We start from the raw sequence: 20,856 nt of genomic DNA, 5'->3' as shown, positions 1-20,856 counted from the left end.
ACGACGTCATCTGGGCCCATCGGGCTATTGTCCCTGCGGCGGTGGGCACGGGATACTTCGGGGCACACTCTAGGGTCGGGGGTCGACTGGTGAGCACGCACACAGAGCCTTCCGCGACTGGCGAGGTCCTCGCCACCACGGTGCTGATCATCGACGACCACCTGGTGTTCGCCCAGCTGCTCGCGCAGGCCTTCTCCCACGTCGAGGGGTTCGTGTGCCTGGGCACGGCGACGTCGGTCACCGGGGGCCTGGCAGCTGTGCGGGCCCACCGTCCCGACATCGTCGTCATGGACGTGCGCCTCGGCGACGGCGACGGGGTGTCGGCCACAGCCGTCCTCACCCACGAGTTCCCCGAGCTGCGGGTGGTCATCCTCAGTGCCTACATCGACTCGGCGCTCCTGTCGCGCGCCGCGGCAGCGGGCGCGTGCGCGCTGGTGCCCAAGGCCGGTGACCTCCAGGAGATCCTGAGCGTGCTGCGCACCTCGGAGCGCGGCGGCTTCAGCGTGCCCCCGCGTTTCCTCCGGTCGCTGATGGGGTCCTCGCCCCCACACCCGGATCCGGGGCTGACAGCGCGCGAGCTGGAGGTGCTCCGCATGCTCGCCGCCGGGGTCGGTCTCGGGACCATCGCCCACGAGCTCAGCATCTCGGTCAGCACGACTCGGGGACATGTCAAGAACCTCCTTGCCAAGCTCGGTGCCCACTCGCAGCTCGAGGCCGTCGTCATGGCGGCCCGCCGGGGTCTGATCCATGCCCTACCTTCGGCCTGAGGGTCACCGGGGCCGCCGCAGCGGCTCCGGGGCGGTGGTCAGACGGTCGATGATCTCCTTCGCCGTCGCCAGTCTCGCCCTCCTGATCGTGGTGGGGGCAGCCAGCAACTGGGTCGCCCGCGACATGGCCTCCAAGTCGGCGCTGCGCGACGCCGCCCTCCGGGGTGGCATGTTCGCCCGCATCTCCGTGACCCCCCTGCTCGCGCACGGGATGACCGGGACACGGGTCAACCCGGACAGCGAGCTGGTGTCCGTCCTTGAGAGCCGGATGAAGGACGGCAGCGTCCGACACATCAAGCTGTGGGACCAGTCGGGTCGGGTGCTGTGGGCCGACGAGAAGGAGCTGGTCGGTCGCACCTTCGTCCTCGATGCTGACGTCGTCCGGCTGTTCGCCACGCCCGCTGCCTCCTCCCAGGTCGCCGAGGTCACCCACCTCGACCAGCCCGAGAACGCGCTGGAGGTCGCCGAAGGCCAGCTCCTCGAGGTGTACACCCCCACGACGACGCCTGAGGGACTGCCCGTGGTGGTCGAGACCTACTGGTCGGTGGTGCGCATCGACGAAGCCCAGTGGGCCCTGCTGCACGAACTCATCCCGCTCGTCTTCGCGGCCTTGCTGATCTTCGCGCTGGCGATGCTCCCCCTCGCCCTGTCGCTGGCGCGGCGGGTGGACCGCGGCCTGGCCGAGCGCGAGCTGATGATGCAGCACGCCCTCTCGGCGTCCGAGCTCGAGCGTCACCGCATCGCGTCGCAGCTGCACGACGGCGTCATCCAGGACCTCGCCGGGATCGGGTTCGCCCTGCCGTCCATCGCGGCCGGCCTCCACGCCTCGGCGAACTCGACCCGTGAGCTGCTCGGCGAGACCCACCGGCTCCTCCTCAAGGACGTGGCGCAGCTGCGCGACATGCTCACCGAGCTGTACCCCGGCAACCTCGGTGAGGGACGGCTGGCCGAGGCGGTCGAGGCCCTCGCCCTGCGTGCCGAGCACGAAGGGGTTCGGACCCGCGTCCATGTCGACACGACGGACCAGACCCTCGACGTCTCCCGGATGGCCTATCGCATCGTCCGGGAGGGGGTGCAGAACGTCCTCAAGCACGCTCGGGCCAAGTCCATGGAGGTGACGGCGGGGCCGACGGGGGCTCACTACGTCGTCCGGGTCGTGGACGACGGCGAAGGCCCGTCTGCGGCCGAGCCGATGGACGGACACATGGGGCTGCAGCTGCTCGCCGCTACCCTGACCGACCTCGGCGGCACGCTGTCGCTGACGTACGGGACGACGTGCGGGACGGTGCTCGAGGCGCGTTTCCCCTGCTCGCCGGCCGAGCACTCGAGGTCTGGCCCGCTGACCGGGACACGACGCGTGAGGTCGCTGCTCTTCCGCGGCCCTAAGAAATCGCCAAGGTCAGTGGTGGAGCATGAGGTGAGCCCGACCGCCCCCCGCGGTGGCCCTCCCCCAGCATGAGGTGCCCGATGATACGAGTACTGCTCGCCGACGACCATCCGATGGTGCGGCTCGGTCTCGAGCTGGCCATCAGCTCCGCACCCGACCTCGTGCTCTGTGGGTCGGCCGACAACGGTGTGACAGCCGTCACGATGGCTCTCGACACATCTCCCGATGTGGTCATCCTCGACGTCACCATGCCCGGGGGCGACGGCATCGAGGCGACCCGCCAGATCCGTCGGCTCCTGCCAGCCACTGGGGTGGTCGTCCTCACCTGGCGGGTGTCCGCCGAGGACGAGGCCCGCAAGGCGGGAGCACACAGCTTCTTGCTGAAGGACGTAGCGCCCGAGGTCCTCCTCGAGCACATCCGGGCTGCCTTCTCGGCCAGCTCCTGCAACCCGATCTCCTGAGCCGACCCGGGGCGCCTCGAGCCCGCCCCGCACGCGCGGTCACACCGCCTGGGCACAAGGAATCTCCAAGGTGGGGTCGTCATCGTGGAGGGGCGTCCTCATCTCACCCAGGTCAAAGGCAGGCAAGCCATGCGGCGACCCACTCGGCGGGTTCCTCGTCCATCGCGCCCTCGCGCGGCGGTCACCACGGCGCTGGTGGGGATCTCCCTGATCCTGCAGGCCGCCGCACTACCGGCCCACGGGTCCACCGCCCCGGTCGGGCAGGGATTCACGGTGACGACAGGTGACCTGGCCTACGTCCTTCGGCAGATCAAGATCGCCGAGCGCCACACGATGACCCGCACCCCGGCCAACCCCTGTGGGACGCTGCTCAACCAGCCCGGGGACGGCATCCCGGACGCCGAGCAGGTGCCTGACGTGCTGACGCCGTACGGGCTGCGGACGGTCGACGGGACCTGCAACAACCTCAAGACCGGCAACGCCGGCTTCGCCGCCGCAGACGGCAGCTTCCCCCGCCTCACGACCCCGGCCTTCCGCGACGCCGAACCGGTGACGGCCGCCTTCCCGGTCGGCCCCCCCGGGGCGACGTCCTACGCCCAGAAGTCCGTGGGCAACGTCGTCGTCGACTCTGAGCCTCGCGTCGTCAGCAACCTGATCGTCGACCAGACGAGCACGAACCCGGCTGCGCTCGCCGCCGCTGCCCACCCCGTGCGCTCGCAGACCCCGGGCGCGACGGCCGTACCCTGCACGACCGACCCGCAGCTCGACGCGGTCCCGCCGGTGGCCGGCGTACCCGACGGCTGCACGCCCTCGCACCAGACCCTCTTCATCCCCAACGTCACGACCGACGTGGGTCTCTCGCCGCCGTACAACAGCCTGTTCACCTTCTTCGGCCAGTTCTTCGACCACGGCGTGGACCAGACGGTCAAGGGTGGCGGGACGATCTTCGTCCCGCTCCGGTCGGACGACCCGCTCATCGCCGGCCCGGACCACCTCGTCGGGACGGCCGACGACCTCCCAGCGAGCCAGCGCTTCATGGTGCTCACCCGGGCCCGGAACCAGCCCGGGCCCGATGGCATCCTCGGGACCGCGGACGACGTGACGGACGCCCTCAACACCGACACGCCCTGGGTCGACCAGAGCCAGACCTACGCCTCGCACTCCTCCCACCAGGTCTTCCTGCGGGAGTATGCCCGCGACGCGGCGGGCCACCCCGTGACGACGGGCCGCCTCCTCGGCGGCCTCGGCCCGGGCCAGACGTATGCCGGGTCTCCCGACGGGCGCACGGGGCTGGCAACCTGGGCCTCCGTCAAGGCCCAGGCGGCCCAGCTGCTCGGCCTGGCCCTCGTCGACGTGGACGTCACCGACGTGCCGATGATCGCCTCGGACCCCTACGGCAAGTTCATCCCCGGGCCGGCCCGCGGCCTGCCGCAGTACGTCACCGCGACCGGACTCGTCGAGGGCGACACCGCGCACCCGGTTCCGGTCCCCTCCAACGTCCTGCACTTCGGCGTCCCCTTCCTCACCGACATCGCCCACAACGCCGACCCCAGCCCGCAGGACACCGACCACAACCCGGCGACGCCCCCTGTGGCACCGGTGCCGGATGCCGACAACACGCCGTCGGCCGACTTCGCCCACCAGCCGCGCGGCACCTACGACGACGAGATGCTCAATGCCCACTTCGCCTGCGGCGACGGACGGTGCAACGAGAACATCGCGCTCTCGGCGGTGCACCAGGTCTTCCACTCCGAGCACGACCGCCTCGTCGCCGACATCGACACCACCCTGCGCGGTGACACCTCGGCCGCTGGAGCGGCGGCCCTGGCCGCCTGGCAGGACACCTCGAGCGGCTCGGGCTACGGCTACGGGGAGCGCCTCTTCCAGGCCGCCCGGTACGTCACCGAGATGGAGTACCAGCACACCGTCTTCGAGGAGTTCGCGCGCAAGATGCAGCCGCTCATCAAGCCCTTCCACGCCTACTCCCCCGACATCAACCCCGCTATCTCCACCGAGTTCGCCTCTGCCGTCTACCGTTTCGGGCACTCGATGCTCAACGACACGGTGGCTCGGCGGGTCGAGACGGTCGCCCCCGACGGCACGGTGTCCAAGACGGACACCTCGCTCCCGCTTCTCGGCGCCTTCCTCAACCCCCCGGCGTACTTCGACGGGGGTCCGACCGGCACGCTCACCCCGGAGGCCGCGGCCGGCAGCATCGTCATGGGATCATCCAGCCAGGTCGGCAACGAGCTCGACGAGTTCGTCACCGAGACATTGCGCAACAACCTCCTTGGGCTTCCGCTCGACCTGGCGACGCTCAACATCGCCCGGGGGCGAGACGCCGGCCTCCCCCGGCTCAACGACGTGCGCCGGCAGCTGTTCGCCCGCACCTCCGACGGTCAGCTGACCCCGTACACGAGCTGGAGCGACTTCGGACAGCACCTCAAGCACCCCGAGTCCCTCGTGAACTTCGTCGCGGCCTACGGCCGGCACCCGTCGATCCTCGCGGCCACCACGGTGACGGCGAAGCGGAACGCCGCCCGGGCGATCGTCAGCCCGGGGCCCTCCGACTCCCCGCCCTCCGACGCGGCCGACTTCATGCTCGGCACCGCCGCGTGGTCGAACGGCGCCAACGGCGTCACGACCACGGGCGTCGACGACGTCGACCTGTGGGTCGGTGGCCTCGCCGAGGTCACCAACGTCTTCGGGGGCCTGCTCGGGAGCACCTTCAACTACGTCTTCCAGAGCCAGCTCGAGGGCCTGCAGGACGGCGACCGGTTCTATTACATCGCCCGGACCGCCGGCCTCAACTTGCGCAGCCAGCTCGAGGGGAACTCCTTCGCCGAGCTCGTCCAGCGCAACACCGACAACACCCGCTCCCTGAAGGCGGACTCCTTCGCAACGGCCGACTGCCGCTTCGACCTCGCGCACCTCGCCGGGACACCAGCCGGGTTCACCCAGCTCGGCTCATCGGTGGCGGACGACCCCTCGACGACGGACTGCAACGAGAACCTGCTCCTGCTGCGCCAGCCCAACGGGACCATCCAGTACCGGCAGACCAATTCGGTCGACCGGCCGGGGGTCAACGGCCAGGCGGTCTACCAGGGGACCTCCAGCGTCGACCGCGTCTACGGCGGCAACGACAACGACACCATCTGGGCCGGCGCCGGCAACGACGTGCTCGACGGTGGGGGCGGCAACGACGTGGTGCTCGGCGGCGACGGCAACGACATCATCACCGACCTGTCGGGCAACGACGTCCTCAAGGGCGGACCGGGCAACGACTACCTCGACGGCGGCCTGGGCAACGACATCCTCCTGGGCGGCGACGGCCAGGATCTCATCAACGGCGGCGCCAACGACAACGAGACCTTCGGCGGCCCGGGCAACGACTTCATCATCGCCGGCCAGGGTGCCGACACGGTCTTCGGTGACGGTGGCGACGACTGGATCGAGGGGGGCCAGGGCGTGGACCTGCTCCAGGGTGACCACGGGGCACCCTTCCTCAACGACCCTGGGGAGGCCTCACCCGGCAACGACGTCCTCATCGGCCAGACGGGAGACAACGACTACCAGGCTGAGGGCGGGGACGACATCATGGCGCAGACCTCGAGCATCGACAAGAACATCGGCTCAGGCGGCTTCGACTGGGCCATCCACCAGTTCGACACCGCACCGGCCAGCGACGACATGAACATCAACAACGCCCAGGCCGGGCTGCCCATCCCGATCACGGCCAACCGCGACCGCTGGCAGGAGGTCGAGGGCGACTCGGGCTCACCGTTCGACGACGTCATCAGCGGCACGGACGTGGTCCCACGCACAGTGGGTGGCGCCGGCTTCATCGGCTGCGACGTCCTCGACCAGGCGGGGGTGGACCGCATCGCCGGCCTCGGGGCGATCGTCCCCCAGCCCCTGACCGGGGACCTGGGCGCGGTCGTCGCCAGGTCCGCCGCAGGCTCCTGTCCCCTCTCCGGCCCGATCTGGGGCGAGGGCGACATCCTCCTCGGCGGGGCCGGGAGCGACACCATCGCGGGCCGAGGCGGTAACGACATCATCGACGGCGACCGGGCCCTCAGCGTGCGGATCAGCGTGCGCACGAACCCGGCTGACGCCTCCACCGAGACGGGCACCACCGACCTCATCGAGCACACCGCGACGTCTGGCACCTTCGGGCCCGGTACCGACGGCATGACGCTCCAGCAGGCCGTGGGCTCCGGGCTCCTCGACCCCGGAGATCTCGTCACGGTCCGGGAGATCACCAGCCCGACCAACGACGCGTCATCGGTCGACACCGCGGTCTACACCGGACCGCGCGGCAACTACAGCGTCACCGTCGCGGGGGGGACGGTCACCGTGACCCAGACGGGTCCCAACGTCATCGGCCAGCTCGTCAGCGACGGCAGCGACACCCTCTTCAACATCGAGAAGCTGAAGTTCTCCGACCAGACCGTCACGGTCGCCACCCTGCCTGTGGCAGTGTGGCCGACGATCACGTCGGCACTGCCCGGCGCTGCCAGCGCCCTCCTCGCGTGGGCCCCCCCGGTGGGCACGGACTCGCCGGTCACCTCCTACACGGTCGTCACCTCCACCGGGGGGACCGTCGTCAGCACCGTCGTCGGCCTACCGACGACGACGACCACCCTGACCGTCAAGGCGCTCACCGCCGGTACCCCGTACACCTTCCAGGTGCAGGCCCTCACCGCCACCGGCACGACCGTCAGCCCGCCCTCGACGGTCGTCGTCCCCATCACCTTGCCGTCGGCGCCCACCGGGGTCACGGGTGTCGGCGCCAACCAGTCGGTCGCCTTGCGCTGGACCCCGGGCGCCGACGGCTGGTCGCCGATCACGAGCTACCTCGTCCTCGTGCGCGTCTCGGGCGTCCTCGTGCGCACCGACACCGTGCAGGGGCCGGTGTCGCAGGCGACGATCGGAGGACTGACCGCCGGAGTGACCTATACGTTCGTGCTGCGCGCCGTGAACGCCGCGGGGGTGGGCAAGAAGTCGCTCGCGTCGGCCGGTATCAAGGCGAGCGCCCCCCGCACCCCGCCGTCGGCCCCGATCATCGGGAATGCCGCACCAGGGCTGCCCGGGGGGGAGCTGTCCGCCCTCGCGACCTGGTTGGCCCCGACGAGCACCGGCGGGAGCAAGATCACCGGGTACCAGGTGACCGCTCTGCTCATGGACACCGACGGCATCACCCCGGTCGGGGTACCTGTCAGCATCACCGTGGCGGCGTCCGTCCGGAAGCAGTTCGTCGTCCTCCCGGCCGGTACCTACCGCTTCGAGGTGAGGGCGGTCAACGCCATCGGGATCGGTCTGGCGTCGTCGCGATCCAACGCCGTGGCCGCGCAGTGACCGCCGTGCTGTGCCGGGTCAGTTCTCGGCCTGGAACGCACCAGTGGGGGCGGTCGACGTGCCGCCGCTGCTGCTCCTGACGACGCACCGGCCCGGGTCAGAACGTTGGTACGGCATGACGCTCCCGCCGTAGCGTCCACCGCCGCCGTTCTGCACCTCGCCGATGAGCGAGCCGTCACCCGCGTAGACGAGCAGGTGGGCCGCCGGGTCGGAGCTCGAGGCCTTGACGAGCAGCTGGCCACCGCGGGTGGGCGTGGCTGTCGTCCAGCACTTCTCGATCCTGACGACGTCCGCGTCACCTCGTGAAGGAGCAGGGGCGGCGCTGCCGTCGCCCTGGGGCGGCGTCGACACCGGTCCTGCGGATCCCGTTGGCACCCCAGCCCGTCCGAGGGCTGTCCTCCCGGCGGCGGTAGGCACCTGCGTACCGCCGCTCGGGGTCGCGCTGCACCCGAAGAGTCCCACGAGGGCAAGAACCCCTGTAGCGAGAACGGCTGATCCGACCGCGGCAGAAGGCAGCCGGTGTCGGCGCCCGTACGTCGGGCGCCTCCGATCACCATATTGCGAGTGTCTCGTCGTCACGGCCACCGTCCCTTCGCACCAACAGTACGCGACTCAGGGTCGCCCAGTGCTGGAACGGAGTAGACCGCGGCGTGGCCTGACCGCAGCCGGTGCGCTCGCGGGCTGGGCAGCTGCTGCGCCTCGGGTCAGTCGTTGAGCCGGGGCTGAGAACCCTTCTGGCTCAAGGTTTTTTCAAGGCCCCCGGGCCACGCTTCGAGTTGATGCAGGACCGGAACGACCGCCGGAGAGCGTCGCGAACACCCGCCTCGACTCCAACAACACCACCAACACGGAGCATGCCATGACTGTCAAGAACCACGACGAGTCCGAGCCCGGCGAGCAGCGCGCCACCTCACGGTCGGCCGCCCTCCCGCGTCAGCTGGACCTGACGAGCGTCGCGCCGTCAGACCTCCTCGCCCCGCCGTCCCCGGAGCCCGTCATCGGGATCCCCCGACGCACCCTCCTGCGCTTCGGTGCAGCAGGGGGCCTGGGCCTGGCCGTCGCGGCGGCCCAGGGCTTCGGGGTCCCGTTCCTCGCCCAGCGTGGCCTGCTTTCGGCTGACGGGGCGTTCGCCGCCGCGTCGACGGCGATCGGCGACGCTCTGCTCTATCTCGAGGACTTCCCGACCAGCCCCCTCATCGTCTCGCCCTTCCGGGACCCCCTCCCGATCCCCCAGGCCCTGGCTCCGACACCGGTGTCGGAGTTCAGCGCCTGGGCCCAGCCTCCCGGGCCGGCCTACTACCAGCAGAACTCCATCGGCAACGAGGGCCACCAGATCTGGCCCAACCAGATCGGCTGCCCCGACCCGATCGTCTACAAGATCGAGTGCCTCGTGCGCCAGCACAGCTTCACGACCTCCCAGGTCCTGCCGATCAACTCCAGCGGCCGCCCGACGGTCTCCTTCGACGCCGCCGGCAACACCTACGCCGCCGGCACCAGACGGGCCCTGCCCGCCAGCACCATCTACGGCTTCAACGGCACCTTCCCCGGACCGCGGATCAACGCGGAGTACGGCAAGCCGGCCCTGGTGCGCTTCATCAACCGCCTCGATGAGAACCCGCTCGGCCTCGACCGACAGGACTTCGGCTCCCCCGACTACTCGTTCCTCACCCACCTCCACAACGCCCACACGGCGCCGGAGAGCGACGGCAACCCGCACTACTCCCGCACGCGGGGGCCGCTCAACAACGGCTACATGCCGCAGGCCTGGGTGGACAACCTCTACCTCAACTGGCCCGCCGGGAACGACGACCGGGAGAAGCAGAGCTTCTTCTGGTTCCACGACCACCGCATGGACCACACCGGCGCCAACGTCTACAAGGGGATGGTCGGGATCTACCCGATCTACGACCCCAAGGGCGGCATGGACATGGGGGACGAGCGGCAGGGGCTGCGCCTGCCGGGGGTCCGCAAGAACCACCTCGACGGCTCGTTCGACGTCAACTACGACGTGCCCCTGGTGCTCTTCGACGCCCGCCTGGACGACGGGGTGACGACCCACCTCGACATCCACGACATCAACGGCGACTACCCCGCCGCCAAGAACCCCTCGACGCACCCGGAGTGGTGGGGTAAGACCTTCTACAAGCACATGCCCAGCCACGGCTTCGTCGGTGACATCTTCACGGTCAACGGCACGGCGTACCCCGTGATGAAGGTCAAGCGGCGCAAGTACCGCCTTCGGTTCCTCGACGCGTCCGTCTCGCGCATCTACGAGCTCAAGCTCATGAGCTCGACCCAGGGCCCGAAGTCGGCGGCGTCGCTCGGCTACGGCGGCACCGAGCTCGAGGGCCAGTACCGGATCCCCGACGCGCAGCAGTGCATGCAGTTCACCCAGATCGCCTCCGACGGCGGCCTGCTGCCCTTCCCCATCACCCGAGACTCGTTCGAGCTGTGGCCGGCCAAGCGTCGGGAGTTCATCGTCGACTTCACCAAGTACCAGGACGGCACACCCACCACCAAGGGCGACGTCATCTACCTCACCAACGTCATGAAGATGCCCGACGGGCGGATGTGGTCCAACTCCTCGCGGTTCTCCCCGGACCCGAAGTACGTCGTGCCGATCATGAAGATCATCATCGGCGACGTCGCCCCGGACAACAGCGTGATGCCCGGCCCGATGACGCCGCTGCGCGGGCTACCGCCGCTGCCGAGCAACTGGCAGAGCATGCTCGACAACCGCAGCATCTTCGAGGTCGAGCGGGGCAGCGGTGGCGGGGAGATCGAGTGGCTCATCAACAGCCAGCCCTTCACCCCCGACACCGTGGCCACGAGCCTGAAGAACCCCGCCGGTCTCACTCCGCTGGCCCAGCAGCCGAAGAACAGCTTCAACCTCTGGGAGATCCGCAACGGCGGTGGTGGCTGGGTCCACCCCTTCCACCTGCACATGGAGGAACACCGCACCGTCATGCGCAACGGCAAAGACGTCACGGCGGGCGGCGACACGTCGCACCCCGAGGACGTCTCCCGCGAGGATCTCGTCGCGCTCGACCCCGGCGAGTCGGTCATCGTCTACCGCGGCTTCCGCGACTTCGTCGGGCCCTACGTCGCGCACTGCCACAACCTCGCCCACGAGGACCACGCCATGATGTTCGGGTGGGAGATCACGCCATGAGCGTGGTCACGCGCCGTCCCCCCACGGCCGTCAGGGTGACGACGACCGCGACCACGGGGACGGGGGCCCGGTCCACCCGTGCCCGGGTTCCCTGGGGCACGGTCGTCCCGCTCGCGGTGGCCCTCGCCCTCGCCAACTCCTTCTGGATGGTCGTCCTGCGTGGGGCCGTCGGGGCAGTCGAGCGCACCCAGCAGCCCTTTCTCAGCTGGTGGCGCGACTCGCTCCTCACGCTCCCGTTCGCGACGCTCGCGGTCCTGGTCGCCGTGCAGGTGGCACGCCGCCTGCTCGGCAGGACCCGCGGCCGGTTCGGCTTCCTCATCTCGTGGCTCCTCGTGGTCGCGTTCGGCACCGTCGCAGGTCTGATGCAGGTGGCCCTCAGCGCGGTCTACGACTACGTCCTGCAGACCCGCGAGAACGTGATGATGACGACCGGGAACGGCGGAATGTGCTCCGGCCCGGACTGTCTGGAGCGGATGCAGCACGCCACCATGGCCCTCCAGCTCAGGGCCCTCGGGTTCGGTGCTGGGGTCATCCTTGTGACCAACCTCGTCGTCACGATCTGGGTCATCGCGATCCGGGGGGGTCGGCTCGATCTCGTGGGGCGCGGGGGGGGTGACTCCGGTTGGCGGTTCCTCCGGCAGTCCCCGTGGGAGCCCCAGGACCGGGCCGGTCTCGCACCCGACGTCCGGCTGCTGCTCGCGCTGGCCCTCGTCGGCACCGGCGTCATCCACGCGGCCGTGCTCCCGGAGCACCTCGCCGAGTGGCCGGCGGCGGGCGTGTTCTTCGTCGTCCTCTGCCTCGCCGAAGGGGCCCTGGCATCGGTGCTGCTGCTGGGGCCCGGGCGACCCGACCGGTCGACCCAGCTCGTGCTGACCGTGCTGGTCTCGGGAGGCCCGCTCGTCGTCTGGGCGTGGTCGCGGGTCCTCGGCCTGCCGTTCGGGCCCGGTGGCGGCGCTCGAGAGCCGGTGGGTGCGGCCGACGTCGTGTCCTGCCTGCTCGAGCTCGGCGCCCTGCTCGCGGCCCTCGCGTGCCTCGGCGAGGGGAGCCGGCTGCGCCTGCTGCCCGAGCTGTCACCCGCCCGCCGCGCGGCCAGCCTGCTCGCCGTCATCTCGCTCACGACGGTGGCGCTCCAGACCCTCGGGCTCGGGTTCGGCCCGATGTGACCGAAGCGTCCGGCGAGACACCTGCACTTCCTGGCCCACAACCACAACCACGACCACGACCACATCCACGAATGACTCGACCCACGCAGGAGAAGAAGGCGACGATCATGGTGCGACACCTGGACATACTCAGTAGGCGGTTCACCGCCCCACCCAGCGACGGGGGAGACGGCTCCCCCCCACCGCCCCACAGGCGGCGACGGCCCGCCTGGTCGGCGGTCGGCATCCTGGCCGTGAGTGCCGCCCTCGCCGCCAGCGGCGGGGGAGCCGGTGCCCTCGGTGCGGCCATCCCCGCTGCCGTGATCCCCGCGGTGGCCTCGAGCACCCAGTTCGACATCACCGGCTTCATCCAGTCGGCGACCCTGACCCAGGGCACGGAGACGGACGCCCACTCGGGCGGCACGCTCGTGGTCAACGGCCATACCGTGGTCATCCCGCGGGAGACCGTCGTCATCCTCCCTGCGAACGCCCTCACGTGGCAGGAGCTTTTCACCCACGCGCCTTCGCCGTACGGCCCCACCCAGACCGGGATGGCCCTCGGCGACACCCCCAGGCCCCCGACGACCTACGAGGTCAACGTCATCGGCAACCGGGTGATCAACGGCACGAGTGACCGGTACATCGCCGGGCTCGTCCACATCACCCAGCAGGAGCTCAACTCCGGCACCGGATACATCAGCTACATCGACTACGCCAACGGCCAGATGGAGGTCGGTGGTCGCCCCGGTGTCCAGGGCACGGGCACCCGGGTGGGCATCAACGACCCATCGAACTCGACCGCGCTGGACCAGAACGGCGCCGCCGGCAGCGGCCGCTACGGGCGCGCCGGGACACCCGACGACCGCTTCCAGGTCGACCAGGACAACCCGACCATCCTCGCCGAGACCGGGTTCCCCATGTGCATCCCCCGGGTCACGGCCGATCCCAACGTGCCCGGTAACCCCGACGACCCTCAGTGCCCGAGTTACAACCGACCGATCTACACGGGTAGCGACACCTCGGGGATCACCCCCCAGCCCGCCCTGCCGATCAGTGGCGCCTTCTACACACTGTTCCGGATGGACACCCCCGCCGACGTCAAGGCGGGCACCTGCGCGCGCGGTGCCTGCGCTGACCCGCAGAAGCAGGCCCCCTTCGAGGTCGGCGACTACGTCACCTTCGCGGGGAGCCTCGAGCAGGACGGCGCCGGGGGCTACGTCTCGGCCCACACCATCACCGCCAGCTTGGGCATCTACACGCAGCCCGGAGTCGACCCGGCGTACGTCTCGATCGAGGTCTCGCTCATCGGCACCGGTGGCCTGACCGTCTTCGGCGCCGGGGAGGCCGCCATCCGCACCAAGTTCGAGGGGATGGCGACCGACGAGACCCGCCTCATCCGCCTCTACGGCATCGACATCAACCCGACGACCGGGGCGACGACCGACCGGGAGTGGGGCACCATCCTGCCCGACCAGGGCCCGCCCACCGGGGCGGTCCGCGGGCGCTGGCGCTTCCGGCCCCCGTGCACGGCGTCGGCCGCCACCACCAAGTCCTGCACCCCGCCGCCGGCGGGCCAGTTCATCCCACCCACCCGTGAGGTGCGGGCGGTCGTCACCGGCCTCTCGCAGTTCAACCCGGGCACGATCATCCCCAACGCCAACAGCCAGGTCCCCGGCACACCGGGCGCCCAGACCACCGCGAACGGGATCTACTACGGGCAGTACCACGCCCCCATCGGTGAGTACATCTTCCCGGAGAACGTGCCGGGAACCCCCGTCCCCGAGAACAACTTCAACACCATCCCGTTCCTCGCCTACGGCGGGTACCAGAGCATCACCGGCACCCAGGCCGGGGTCCTCAGCCCCTGGCCCAGCAGCGTCGCACCACCGGCGGTCACCTGCACGTCGCCCACCCTCAACGGGGCGCCGTACTCGGTGGCCAACGGGAGCTCGATCAAGCTCTCGGGCAGCCTCGCCACAGGGGTCACCACACCGGTCACGCTGCAGTGGACCGCGGGGACGACCGCCGGGGGCACCAACCTCAACGGCGCCCTCACCGGGGCGACGACCCCGACACCGACGTTCAACGCGACCGGCTTGGCCGACGGGACCTACTACGTCAGCTTCAGCGCGTCGAACGTGTGCGGCGACTCGACCGTCAGCTCGACGATCACCGTCACCAGGGCTCCGCCTCCGGCGATCAGCCCGATCGCCGACCAGAACAACGTCACGGCCAACAACCTCGTGACGCTCACCGCCACGAGCACGTCGAACCCGACACCCACCTGGGCGTGGGCGCAGACGGCCGGCCCGGGGACCCCGGCTCTGAGCCAGGCCCCTGCGGCGGCCACACCGGCCGGGACGTCGACCCTGCAGTTCACGCCGACGGCGGCGGGGACCTACACCTTCTCGGTGACGGCGACCAACGTCAACGGCACGTCGTCGCCGACGACGGTCAAGGTGGTCGTGGCCCCGTTCGTCCCGACCAACATCACCCTCAACAACATCTACCGGACGGGGAAGCAACGGCTGGTGATCACGGCGACATCGACCGACCCCGCCGTGGCCTCGATGAAGCTGATGCCCTACCTCACCGAGGCGGGGACGACCTTCGACCCGGCAACCCTGGGGGCCGCCGGCCTCACCGTCTCCCTCATCGCTCCGGGATCGTTCACCGTCACTGCGGTCGGGATGCCGCCGCCGGCGTGCAACCTCGGAGGCACCTACGCCACCCCCTGTGGGCAGAAGCCGCTGACGGTCAGGGCCGTCGACGGGAGCGGTGCAGTCATGGGGACCAGCCCGCCGTCTGCTCTCAACAAGATCACCCTCTAGGCGACCGGGGGCTTCCCGGGGACGACACCGGTCCCGGGACGCACCCGCCGCCATGACGAGAGGGCCTCGACCGCCGCCAGCGGTCGGGGCCCTCTCGTCGTGCCCGTCCATGGCGATCGCCCGCGGCAGCGGTCCGCTCCGGGTTCGTCGGCCCCCCACCCTCGTGACACCATGACTCCCTCGACACCCGCGGGTTCGCCGTGTCGTCGACGAGGGGGAAGCCGGCATGGGCGAAGACGGTGTGCGCCGCGCCGCCGACCTCCCGGCACTGAGGGCCGAGGCGCTGGACTGTCGCGAGTGCGAGCTGCACCTCACGGCGACGCACCTCGTGATGGGCCAGGGCCCCGGACGGGCGGGCGTCATGGTGGTCGGCGAGCAGCCGCTGCGCACGGAGAATCGCGAGGGTCGTCCCTTCACCGGACGAGCGGGGATGCTGATGAGGCGGGCTCTCGCCGATGCCGGCATCGACCCGGACGCCGTGTTCTTCACCAACCTCGTCAAGCACAGCCGCTTCGACGGCGACGACCCCACGGCACGTCACGTGGCGCCCCTGCCCGAGCAGGTGGCGAGCTGTCGCCCCCATCTCGACGCCGAGCTGCGGATCGTGCGCCCGCAGGTCGTGGTGCTGCTCGGTCGGACGGTGACCCGGGCCGTGCTCGGACCGGGCATCGGTCTGCGCAAGCACCGCGGTCGGCGGCTGAGCGCGCCCGAGCACCTGCGCCTGTCACCGTCGCCCGTCGTGGTGGTCACCGCCCGCCCGACGACCGTCCACCGCTCCCGACACCAGGACGTCGAGTATGCCGCGCTGGTGCGCGACCTGCACGTCGTGGCTACCTGCCTCCGCTCCCGCTGACCGGCGCCTCGTCCCGTTGGTCCCCCTCCCCCGCGGGTCGGCTCCGCCCAGGGCCCGACACAGTGTCGGCGTCGGGACGGTGAGCTGACGAACTGCTCGAGACGCAGCGCTCGGCAGGGGCCATGATGATCGGGTGCCCGGACGCCTGCAGCCCACCGTCTACGAGCGCCGCCGACCGGCACCTGGTCTGGTGCAGGAGTCGTTGCGCACGACCCGGTCTGCGGTGTTCTGGCTCGAGGACCAGGAGCGCGACGCAGCGACGACCGACTACCCGGCGTTGACCGCCGACACGGTGGCCGATCTCGTCGTCGTCGGCGGCGGCTACTGCGGCCTGTGGACGGCCATCATCGCGAAGCGACGCGACCCGAGCCTGCGCGTGGTGCTGCTGGAGGCCCAGACCATCGGCTGGGCGGCCTCCGGACGCAACGGCGGCTTCTGCGAGGCCAGCCTGACCCACGGCGAGGAGAACGGCCGCAGCCGCTGGCCAGGCGAGTACGACGAGCTGGCCCGGCTCGGCGAGGAGAACCTCGCCGGGCTCGAGGCCGACGTCGCCGCGCTCGGCATCGACTGCCAGCTCGAGCGCACCGGGTCCTTGTCCGTGGCCGTCGAGGAGCACCAGGTGCCCTGGGTCTCCGCCGACCCGTCGACCCATCTCGATGCGACGGCGGTCCGGGCCGAGATCGACTCACCGATCTTCCTCGCGGGTGCCTGGGAGCGTGAGGGTTGCGTGCTCGTGCACCCCGGGCGTCTCGCGGCCGGGCTGGCCAGGGCCGCCGCCGAGCTCGGTGTCGAGATCCACGAGCACTCTGCGGTCGAGGCGTTGGACGGGGCCGCCGGGCTGGCGGGGCAGCAGGTGCAGACGGTGCGGACGGCGCGGGCAACCGTGCGGGCCAAGCGAGTCGCGCTGGCCACCAACGTCTTTCGCCCACTCCTGCGCCGCGCACGGCCCCTCACGGTGCCCGTCTACGACTACGTGCTGATGACTGACCCGCTCAGCACCGAGCAGATGGCTGCGATCGGCTGGCACCACCGGCAGGGCCTGACCGACCTCGCGAACCAGTTCCACTACGCGCGCCTGACCGCGGACAACCGGGTCCTCTACGGCGGCTACGACGCGGTCTACCCCCGCGGTGGGCGTCTCCGCGCCTCGCACGAGGAGCGGCCCGCCAGCTACGAGCGTCTGGCCTCGCACTTCCTCACGACCTTCCCGCAGCTCGAGGGGGTGCGGTTCAGCCACCGCTGGTCGGGCCCGATCGACACCTGCACCCGATTCGCCGCGTTCCACGGCTCGGCCCGTCGCGGCCGGGTGGCCTACGCCGCCGGGTTCACCGGTCTCGGCGTGGGAGCGACCCGCTTCGCCGCCCAGGTGATGGTCGACCGGCTCACTGACCAGGACACCCCGCGCACGCGACTCGAGATGGTGCGCAAGCTGCCCCTGCCCTTCCCGCCGGAGCCGCTGGCCGGAGTCGGCATCGCGCTCACCAAGTGGTCGCTCGACCGGGCCGATCACCAGCAGGGGCAACGCAACTCGTTCCTGCGGGTCCTCGACCGCCTCGGCCTCGGGTTCGACTCATGACCTCACCCCACCCGCGCCTGCTCGCCGCCGACGTCCTCACCGCCCACCTCGAGCCGTCCCCCCTCGCCCCCGAGAGCGTGCGGGCCGGCACGCCCCGCACCGGCGACACGACGCTCGTGAGCCTCGGTGAGACCCACGTGGGGCTGTGGGAGATCACCGAGGGCACCGTCGTCGACGTCGAGGTCGACGAGGTCTTCGTCGTGGTCTCGGGCGACGCGACCCTGACCCTGCACACCGAGGGCGGCAGCTCGTCGCTCGAGCTGGCCCCCGGTGTGGTCGTGCTGCTCAAGGCCGGTGACCGCACCACCTGGCAGATCCGGTCGACGCTGCGCAAGCTCTACGTGGCCGCGCCGGCCTGACCGCCGGCGCCGAGGCGCCCGACGACCGATCCCGCCTACCCGGAGCTCGCCTCGCTGAGAGCCTCGTCGAGGATCGCCAGGCCGTCGCGCACCTGCTGCGCCGTCGTGGTCAGGGGCGGGACGACGTGGATCCGGTTGTAGTTGGCGAAGGGCAGCAGCCCGCGTCGCTGGCAGGCCGAGAGGATGGCCGACATGGCTGGGCTGCTGGCGCCGTACGGGGCCAGGGGCTCGCGGCTCTCGCGGTCGGTGACCAGCTCGATCGCCCAGAAGGCGCCGGTGCCGCGCACCTCCCCGACCCAGTCGTGCTTCGCGGCCAGCTCGCGCAGACCGGGTCCGATGACGTCGGTGCCGAGCTGGGCTGCGTGCTCGACGACGTGGTCGTCCTCCATCGTCTCGATGGTCGCGACGGCCGCAGCGCAGGCCAGGGGGTGGCCCGAGTAGGTGAGCCCGCCGGGGTAGGCGCGGTCGGCGAAGGTGGCCGCGATCGCCTCGCTGATCGCCACACCACCCAGGGGGACGTAGCCCGAGTTGACCCCCTTGGCGAAGGTCAGCAGGTCCGGCACGACGTCGTCGATCTCGATCGCGAACCAGCGACCAGCCCTCCCGAAGCCCGACATCACCTCGTCGGCGATCAGCACGATGCCGTAGCGGTCGCACAGCTCGCGGACTCCGGTCAGGTAGCCCGGCGGCGGCACCATGATGCCGGCGGTGCCGGGGATGGACTCGAGCATCACGGCGGCGATCGTCGCGGCGCCCTCCATCACGATCACCTGCTCGAGGTGGGCGAGTGCCCGCTGGCCCTCCTCCTCGGGCGTGGTCGCCGAGAAGGCGCTCCGGTAGAGGAACGGGCCGAAGAAGTGCACGGTGCCGGAGGAGCCGTTGTCGTTGGGCCAGCGCCGCGGGTCTCCCGTGACGTTGACGGCGAGGTGGGTGCCCCCGTGGTAGGAGCGGTAGGTCGAGAGCACCTTGTGCCGTCCGGTGTGCAGCCGGGCCATCCGGATCGCGTGCTCGTTGGCGTCGGCGCCGCCGTTGGTGAAGAAGATCCGGTCGAGGTCACCGGGGGTGTGCGACGCGATCAGCCGGGCGGCCTCGGAGCGGGCGGCGTTCGCGTGCGACGGAGCGACCGTGCAGAGCAGGGCGGCCTGGGCCTGGATCGCTGCGACCACGCGCGGGTGCTGGTGGCCGAGGTTGGTGAAGACCAGCTGCGAGGTGAAGTCGAGCAGCCGGTTGCCGTGCCGGTCCCAGACGTAGGAGCCCTCCGCCCGGGTGACCACCATCGGGTCGAGCGAGGCCTGCGCCGACCAGGAGTGGAACACGTGGCGCCGGTCGAGGTCGTAGGCGCGGTCGCTCGCGGCAGTCGCGGCGCTCGCGGACAGGTCGGGCATCGCGTCAGACATTGCGGGGGAATCCGAGCTCGAGGCCGCCGGCGGGCCGGTTGGACGGGTCGACCCAGCGGCTGGTGACCACCTTGCCGCGGGTGAAGAAGTGCACACCCTCGGTGCCGTGCGCATGGGTGTCGCCGAAGAGCGAGCGCTTCCAGCCGCCGAACGAGTAGTAGGCCACCGGCACCGGGACCGGCACGTTCACCCCGATCATCCCGACCTTGACGTCGGCCTCGAAGCGGCGGGCGGCACCTCCGTCGTTGGTGAAGATCGCGGTGCCGTTGCCGTAGTCGTTGGCGTTCACCAGGGCGAGCGCCTCGTCGTAGGACGCGACGCGCACCACGCACAGCACCGGGCCGAAGATCTCCTCGCGGTAGACCTCCATCTCGGGCGTCACGTGGTCGAAGAGCGTGGGCCCGAGCCAGAACCCGTCGGCCGCGCCGTGGGCGGCGACGTCGCGCCCGTCGACGACCACCGTGGCGCCGGCCTCCTCCCCGGAGGCGACGAGGCCCGCAACCCGGTCCCGGTGCGCCCGGGTGACCAGGGGGCCCATGTCGGATACCGTCGGCCCGGCGGCGCCGTCGCCGATCCGCAGGGTGCGGGTGCGCTGAGCGATGCGGGCGACCAGGTCGTCGCCCACCGGGTCGACGGCGACGAGCACGCTGATCGCCATGCACCGCTCCCCCGCACTGCCGTAGCCCGCACTGACGGCGGCGTCAGCGGCCAGGTCGAGGTCGGCGTCCGGCAGCACGATCATGTGGTTCTTCGCGCCCCCGAGCGCCTGGACCCGCTTCCCGTGCCGGGTCGCCTGCTCGTAGACGTACTCCGCGACCGGGGTCGACCCGACGAAGCTGACCGCCTCCACCTGCGGGCTGGTCAGCAGCGCGTCGACCGCGACCTTGTCGCCCTGGAGCACGTTGAAGACCCCGTCCGGCAGACCGGCCTCGCTCCACAGCCGGGCCAGCCACACCGCGGTCGACGGGTCCTTCTCGCTGGGCTTGAGCACCACCGTGTTGCCGGCGGCGATCGCCAGCGGGAAGAACCACATCGGCACCATGGCCGGGAAGTTGAAGGGCGAGATCACGGCGACCACACCCAGCGGTGCCCGCCGGGAGTGCACGTCGACCCCGGTCGACGCCTGCGCGGAGTGACCGCCCTTGAGCAGGTGGGCGATCCCGCAGGCGAACTCCACCACCTCCTGCCCGCGCGCGATCTCCCCCAGCGCGTCCGACAGCACCTTGCCGTGCTCGGCGGTGATGATCTGCGCGAGCTCGTCGCTGCGGGCGTTGAGCAGCTCGCGGAAGGCGAAGAGCACCGTGGTCCGGCGGGCCAGGGACGTCTCGGCCCAGGCCGGTGCCGCTTTCGCCGCCGCGGCGATGACGTGCGCGGCGTCGGCCTCGTCGGCCAGCGCCACCAACCCCGTGACCGCGCCGGTCGCCGGGTTGGTGACCTCGGCGGTACGGCCGCAGGCCCCGACGAAGGGGGCTCCAGCGGCCCAGTGGACGATCGGTGTGCTCATGGTTCTCTCCCTGAAGGTCGCGCAGGGGTCCGCCTGCCGGGTTCCAGTG

The 20,856-nt window shown here is 70.9% G+C and carries 13 protein-coding genes; 10 read left to right on the top strand and 3 right to left on the bottom strand.

Annotated features, from left to right (window positions below; genetic code table 11):
* Positions 1 to 89 precede the first annotated feature (89 nt).
* The 4 genes from V3N99_13975 to V3N99_13960 all read left to right on the top strand — a co-directional run bounded on the left by V3N99_13975 (position 90) and on the right by V3N99_13960 (position 7,973).
* A complete protein-coding gene (locus V3N99_13975; GenBank protein MEO3937848.1) occupies positions 90 to 767 on the top strand; it encodes a response regulator transcription factor in 678 nt (225 codons plus the stop codon).
* 49 nt (positions 768 to 816) lie between these two features.
* The gene (locus V3N99_13970) at positions 817 to 2,226 is read left to right on the top strand and encodes a histidine kinase (protein MEO3937847.1); all 1,410 of its coding nucleotides are present in this window, start codon (positions 817 to 819) and stop codon (positions 2,224 to 2,226) included.
* A gap of 8 nt (positions 2,227 to 2,234) precedes the next feature.
* Positions 2,235 to 2,615 carry a response regulator transcription factor gene (locus tag V3N99_13965; protein ID MEO3937846.1) on the top strand — a complete coding sequence of 127 codons (381 nt, stop codon included), beginning with the start codon at positions 2,235 to 2,237 and terminating at the stop codon, positions 2,613 to 2,615.
* Between the two features lie 195 nt (positions 2,616 to 2,810).
* On the top strand, positions 2,811 to 7,973 hold the full coding sequence (locus tag V3N99_13960) for a peroxidase family protein (GenBank protein MEO3937845.1): 5,163 nt from the start codon (positions 2,811 to 2,813) through the stop codon (positions 7,971 to 7,973).
* Between the two features lie 18 nt (positions 7,974 to 7,991).
* Here the strand turns inward: V3N99_13960 and V3N99_13955 are convergent, their stop codons facing one another.
* Positions 7,992 to 8,324, bottom strand: coding sequence for a hypothetical protein (locus tag V3N99_13955; protein ID MEO3937844.1), 333 nt, complete (start codon positions 8,322 to 8,324; stop codon positions 7,992 to 7,994).
* A 508-nt stretch (positions 8,325 to 8,832) separates the two neighbouring features.
* Here V3N99_13955 and V3N99_13950 point away from each other — a divergent pair.
* The 6 genes from V3N99_13950 (at position 8,833) to V3N99_13925 (ending at position 17,906) form a co-directional block, all read left to right on the top strand.
* Positions 8,833 to 11,145: a multicopper oxidase domain-containing protein gene (locus V3N99_13950; protein ID MEO3937843.1), complete on the top strand. Its 2,313-nt coding sequence runs from the start codon at positions 8,833 to 8,835 to the stop codon at positions 11,143 to 11,145.
* The gene (locus V3N99_13945; GenBank protein ID MEO3937842.1) at positions 11,142 to 12,308 is read left to right on the top strand and encodes a hypothetical protein; all 1,167 of its coding nucleotides are present in this window, start codon (positions 11,142 to 11,144) and stop codon (positions 12,306 to 12,308) included. The genes V3N99_13950 and V3N99_13945 overlap by 4 nt, the downstream gene beginning before the upstream one ends.
* A gap of 71 nt (positions 12,309 to 12,379) precedes the next feature.
* Positions 12,380 to 15,118, top strand: coding sequence for a hypothetical protein (locus V3N99_13940; GenBank protein MEO3937841.1), 2,739 nt, complete (start codon positions 12,380 to 12,382; stop codon positions 15,116 to 15,118).
* A 226-nt stretch (positions 15,119 to 15,344) separates the two neighbouring features.
* Positions 15,345 to 15,971 (top strand): uracil-DNA glycosylase, encoded by a 627-nt coding sequence (locus tag V3N99_13935; protein MEO3937840.1) that lies wholly within the window; start codon positions 15,345 to 15,347, stop codon positions 15,969 to 15,971.
* Between the two features lie 133 nt (positions 15,972 to 16,104).
* Entirely contained in the window at positions 16,105 to 17,547 is a 1,443-nt protein-coding gene (locus V3N99_13930) for an FAD-dependent oxidoreductase (GenBank protein MEO3937839.1), read from the top strand.
* Positions 17,544 to 17,906 carry a cupin domain-containing protein gene (locus tag V3N99_13925; GenBank protein ID MEO3937838.1) on the top strand — a complete coding sequence of 121 codons (363 nt, stop codon included), beginning with the start codon at positions 17,544 to 17,546 and terminating at the stop codon, positions 17,904 to 17,906. The genes V3N99_13930 and V3N99_13925 overlap by 4 nt, the downstream gene beginning before the upstream one ends.
* Positions 17,907 to 17,941: 35 nt before the next feature.
* Here the strand turns inward: V3N99_13925 and V3N99_13920 are convergent, their stop codons facing one another.
* Positions 17,942 to 19,303: an aspartate aminotransferase family protein gene (locus tag V3N99_13920; protein MEO3937837.1), complete on the bottom strand. Its 1,362-nt coding sequence runs from the start codon at positions 19,301 to 19,303 to the stop codon at positions 17,942 to 17,944.
* Positions 19,296 to 20,807: a CoA-acylating methylmalonate-semialdehyde dehydrogenase gene (locus V3N99_13915; GenBank protein MEO3937836.1), complete on the bottom strand. Its 1,512-nt coding sequence runs from the start codon at positions 20,805 to 20,807 to the stop codon at positions 19,296 to 19,298. Before V3N99_13915 ends, V3N99_13920 begins: the two co-directional genes overlap by 8 nt.
* Between the last annotated feature and the right edge of the window lie 49 nt (positions 20,808 to 20,856).

The organism is Dermatophilaceae bacterium Soc4.6 (genome assembly GCA_039889245.1).
In the GTDB taxonomy this organism is placed as follows: Bacteria; Actinomycetota; Actinomycetes; order Actinomycetales; family Dermatophilaceae; genus Lapillicoccus.
The sequence above is the reverse complement of the archived record's forward strand: the minus strand, read 5'-3'. Positions and strand labels throughout refer to the sequence as shown.

Bases quoted from the DNA above. Each gene is read 5' to 3' on its own strand.
- V3N99_13970 (MEO3937847.1), top strand. From the start codon at position 817: ATGATCTCCTTCGCCGTCGCCAGTCTCGCCCTCCTGATCGTGGTGGGG.
- V3N99_13965 (MEO3937846.1), top strand. From the start codon at position 2,235: ATGATACGAGTACTGCTCGCCGACGACCATCCGATGGTGCGGCTCGGT.
- V3N99_13950 (MEO3937843.1), top strand. From the start codon at position 8,833: ATGACTGTCAAGAACCACGACGAGTCCGAGCCCGGCGAGCAGCGCGCC.
- V3N99_13945 (MEO3937842.1), top strand. From the start codon at position 11,142: ATGAGCGTGGTCACGCGCCGTCCCCCCACGGCCGTCAGGGTGACGACG.
- V3N99_13940 (MEO3937841.1), top strand. From the start codon at position 12,380: ATGACTCGACCCACGCAGGAGAAGAAGGCGACGATCATGGTGCGACAC.
- V3N99_13935 (MEO3937840.1), top strand. From the start codon at position 15,345: ATGGGCGAAGACGGTGTGCGCCGCGCCGCCGACCTCCCGGCACTGAGG.
- V3N99_13925 (MEO3937838.1), top strand. From the start codon at position 17,544: ATGACCTCACCCCACCCGCGCCTGCTCGCCGCCGACGTCCTCACCGCC.
- V3N99_13920 (MEO3937837.1), bottom strand. From the start codon at position 19,303: ATGTCTGACGCGATGCCCGACCTGTCCGCGAGCGCCGCGACTGCCGCG.
- V3N99_13915 (MEO3937836.1), bottom strand. From the start codon at position 20,807: ATGAGCACACCGATCGTCCACTGGGCCGCTGGAGCCCCCTTCGTCGGG.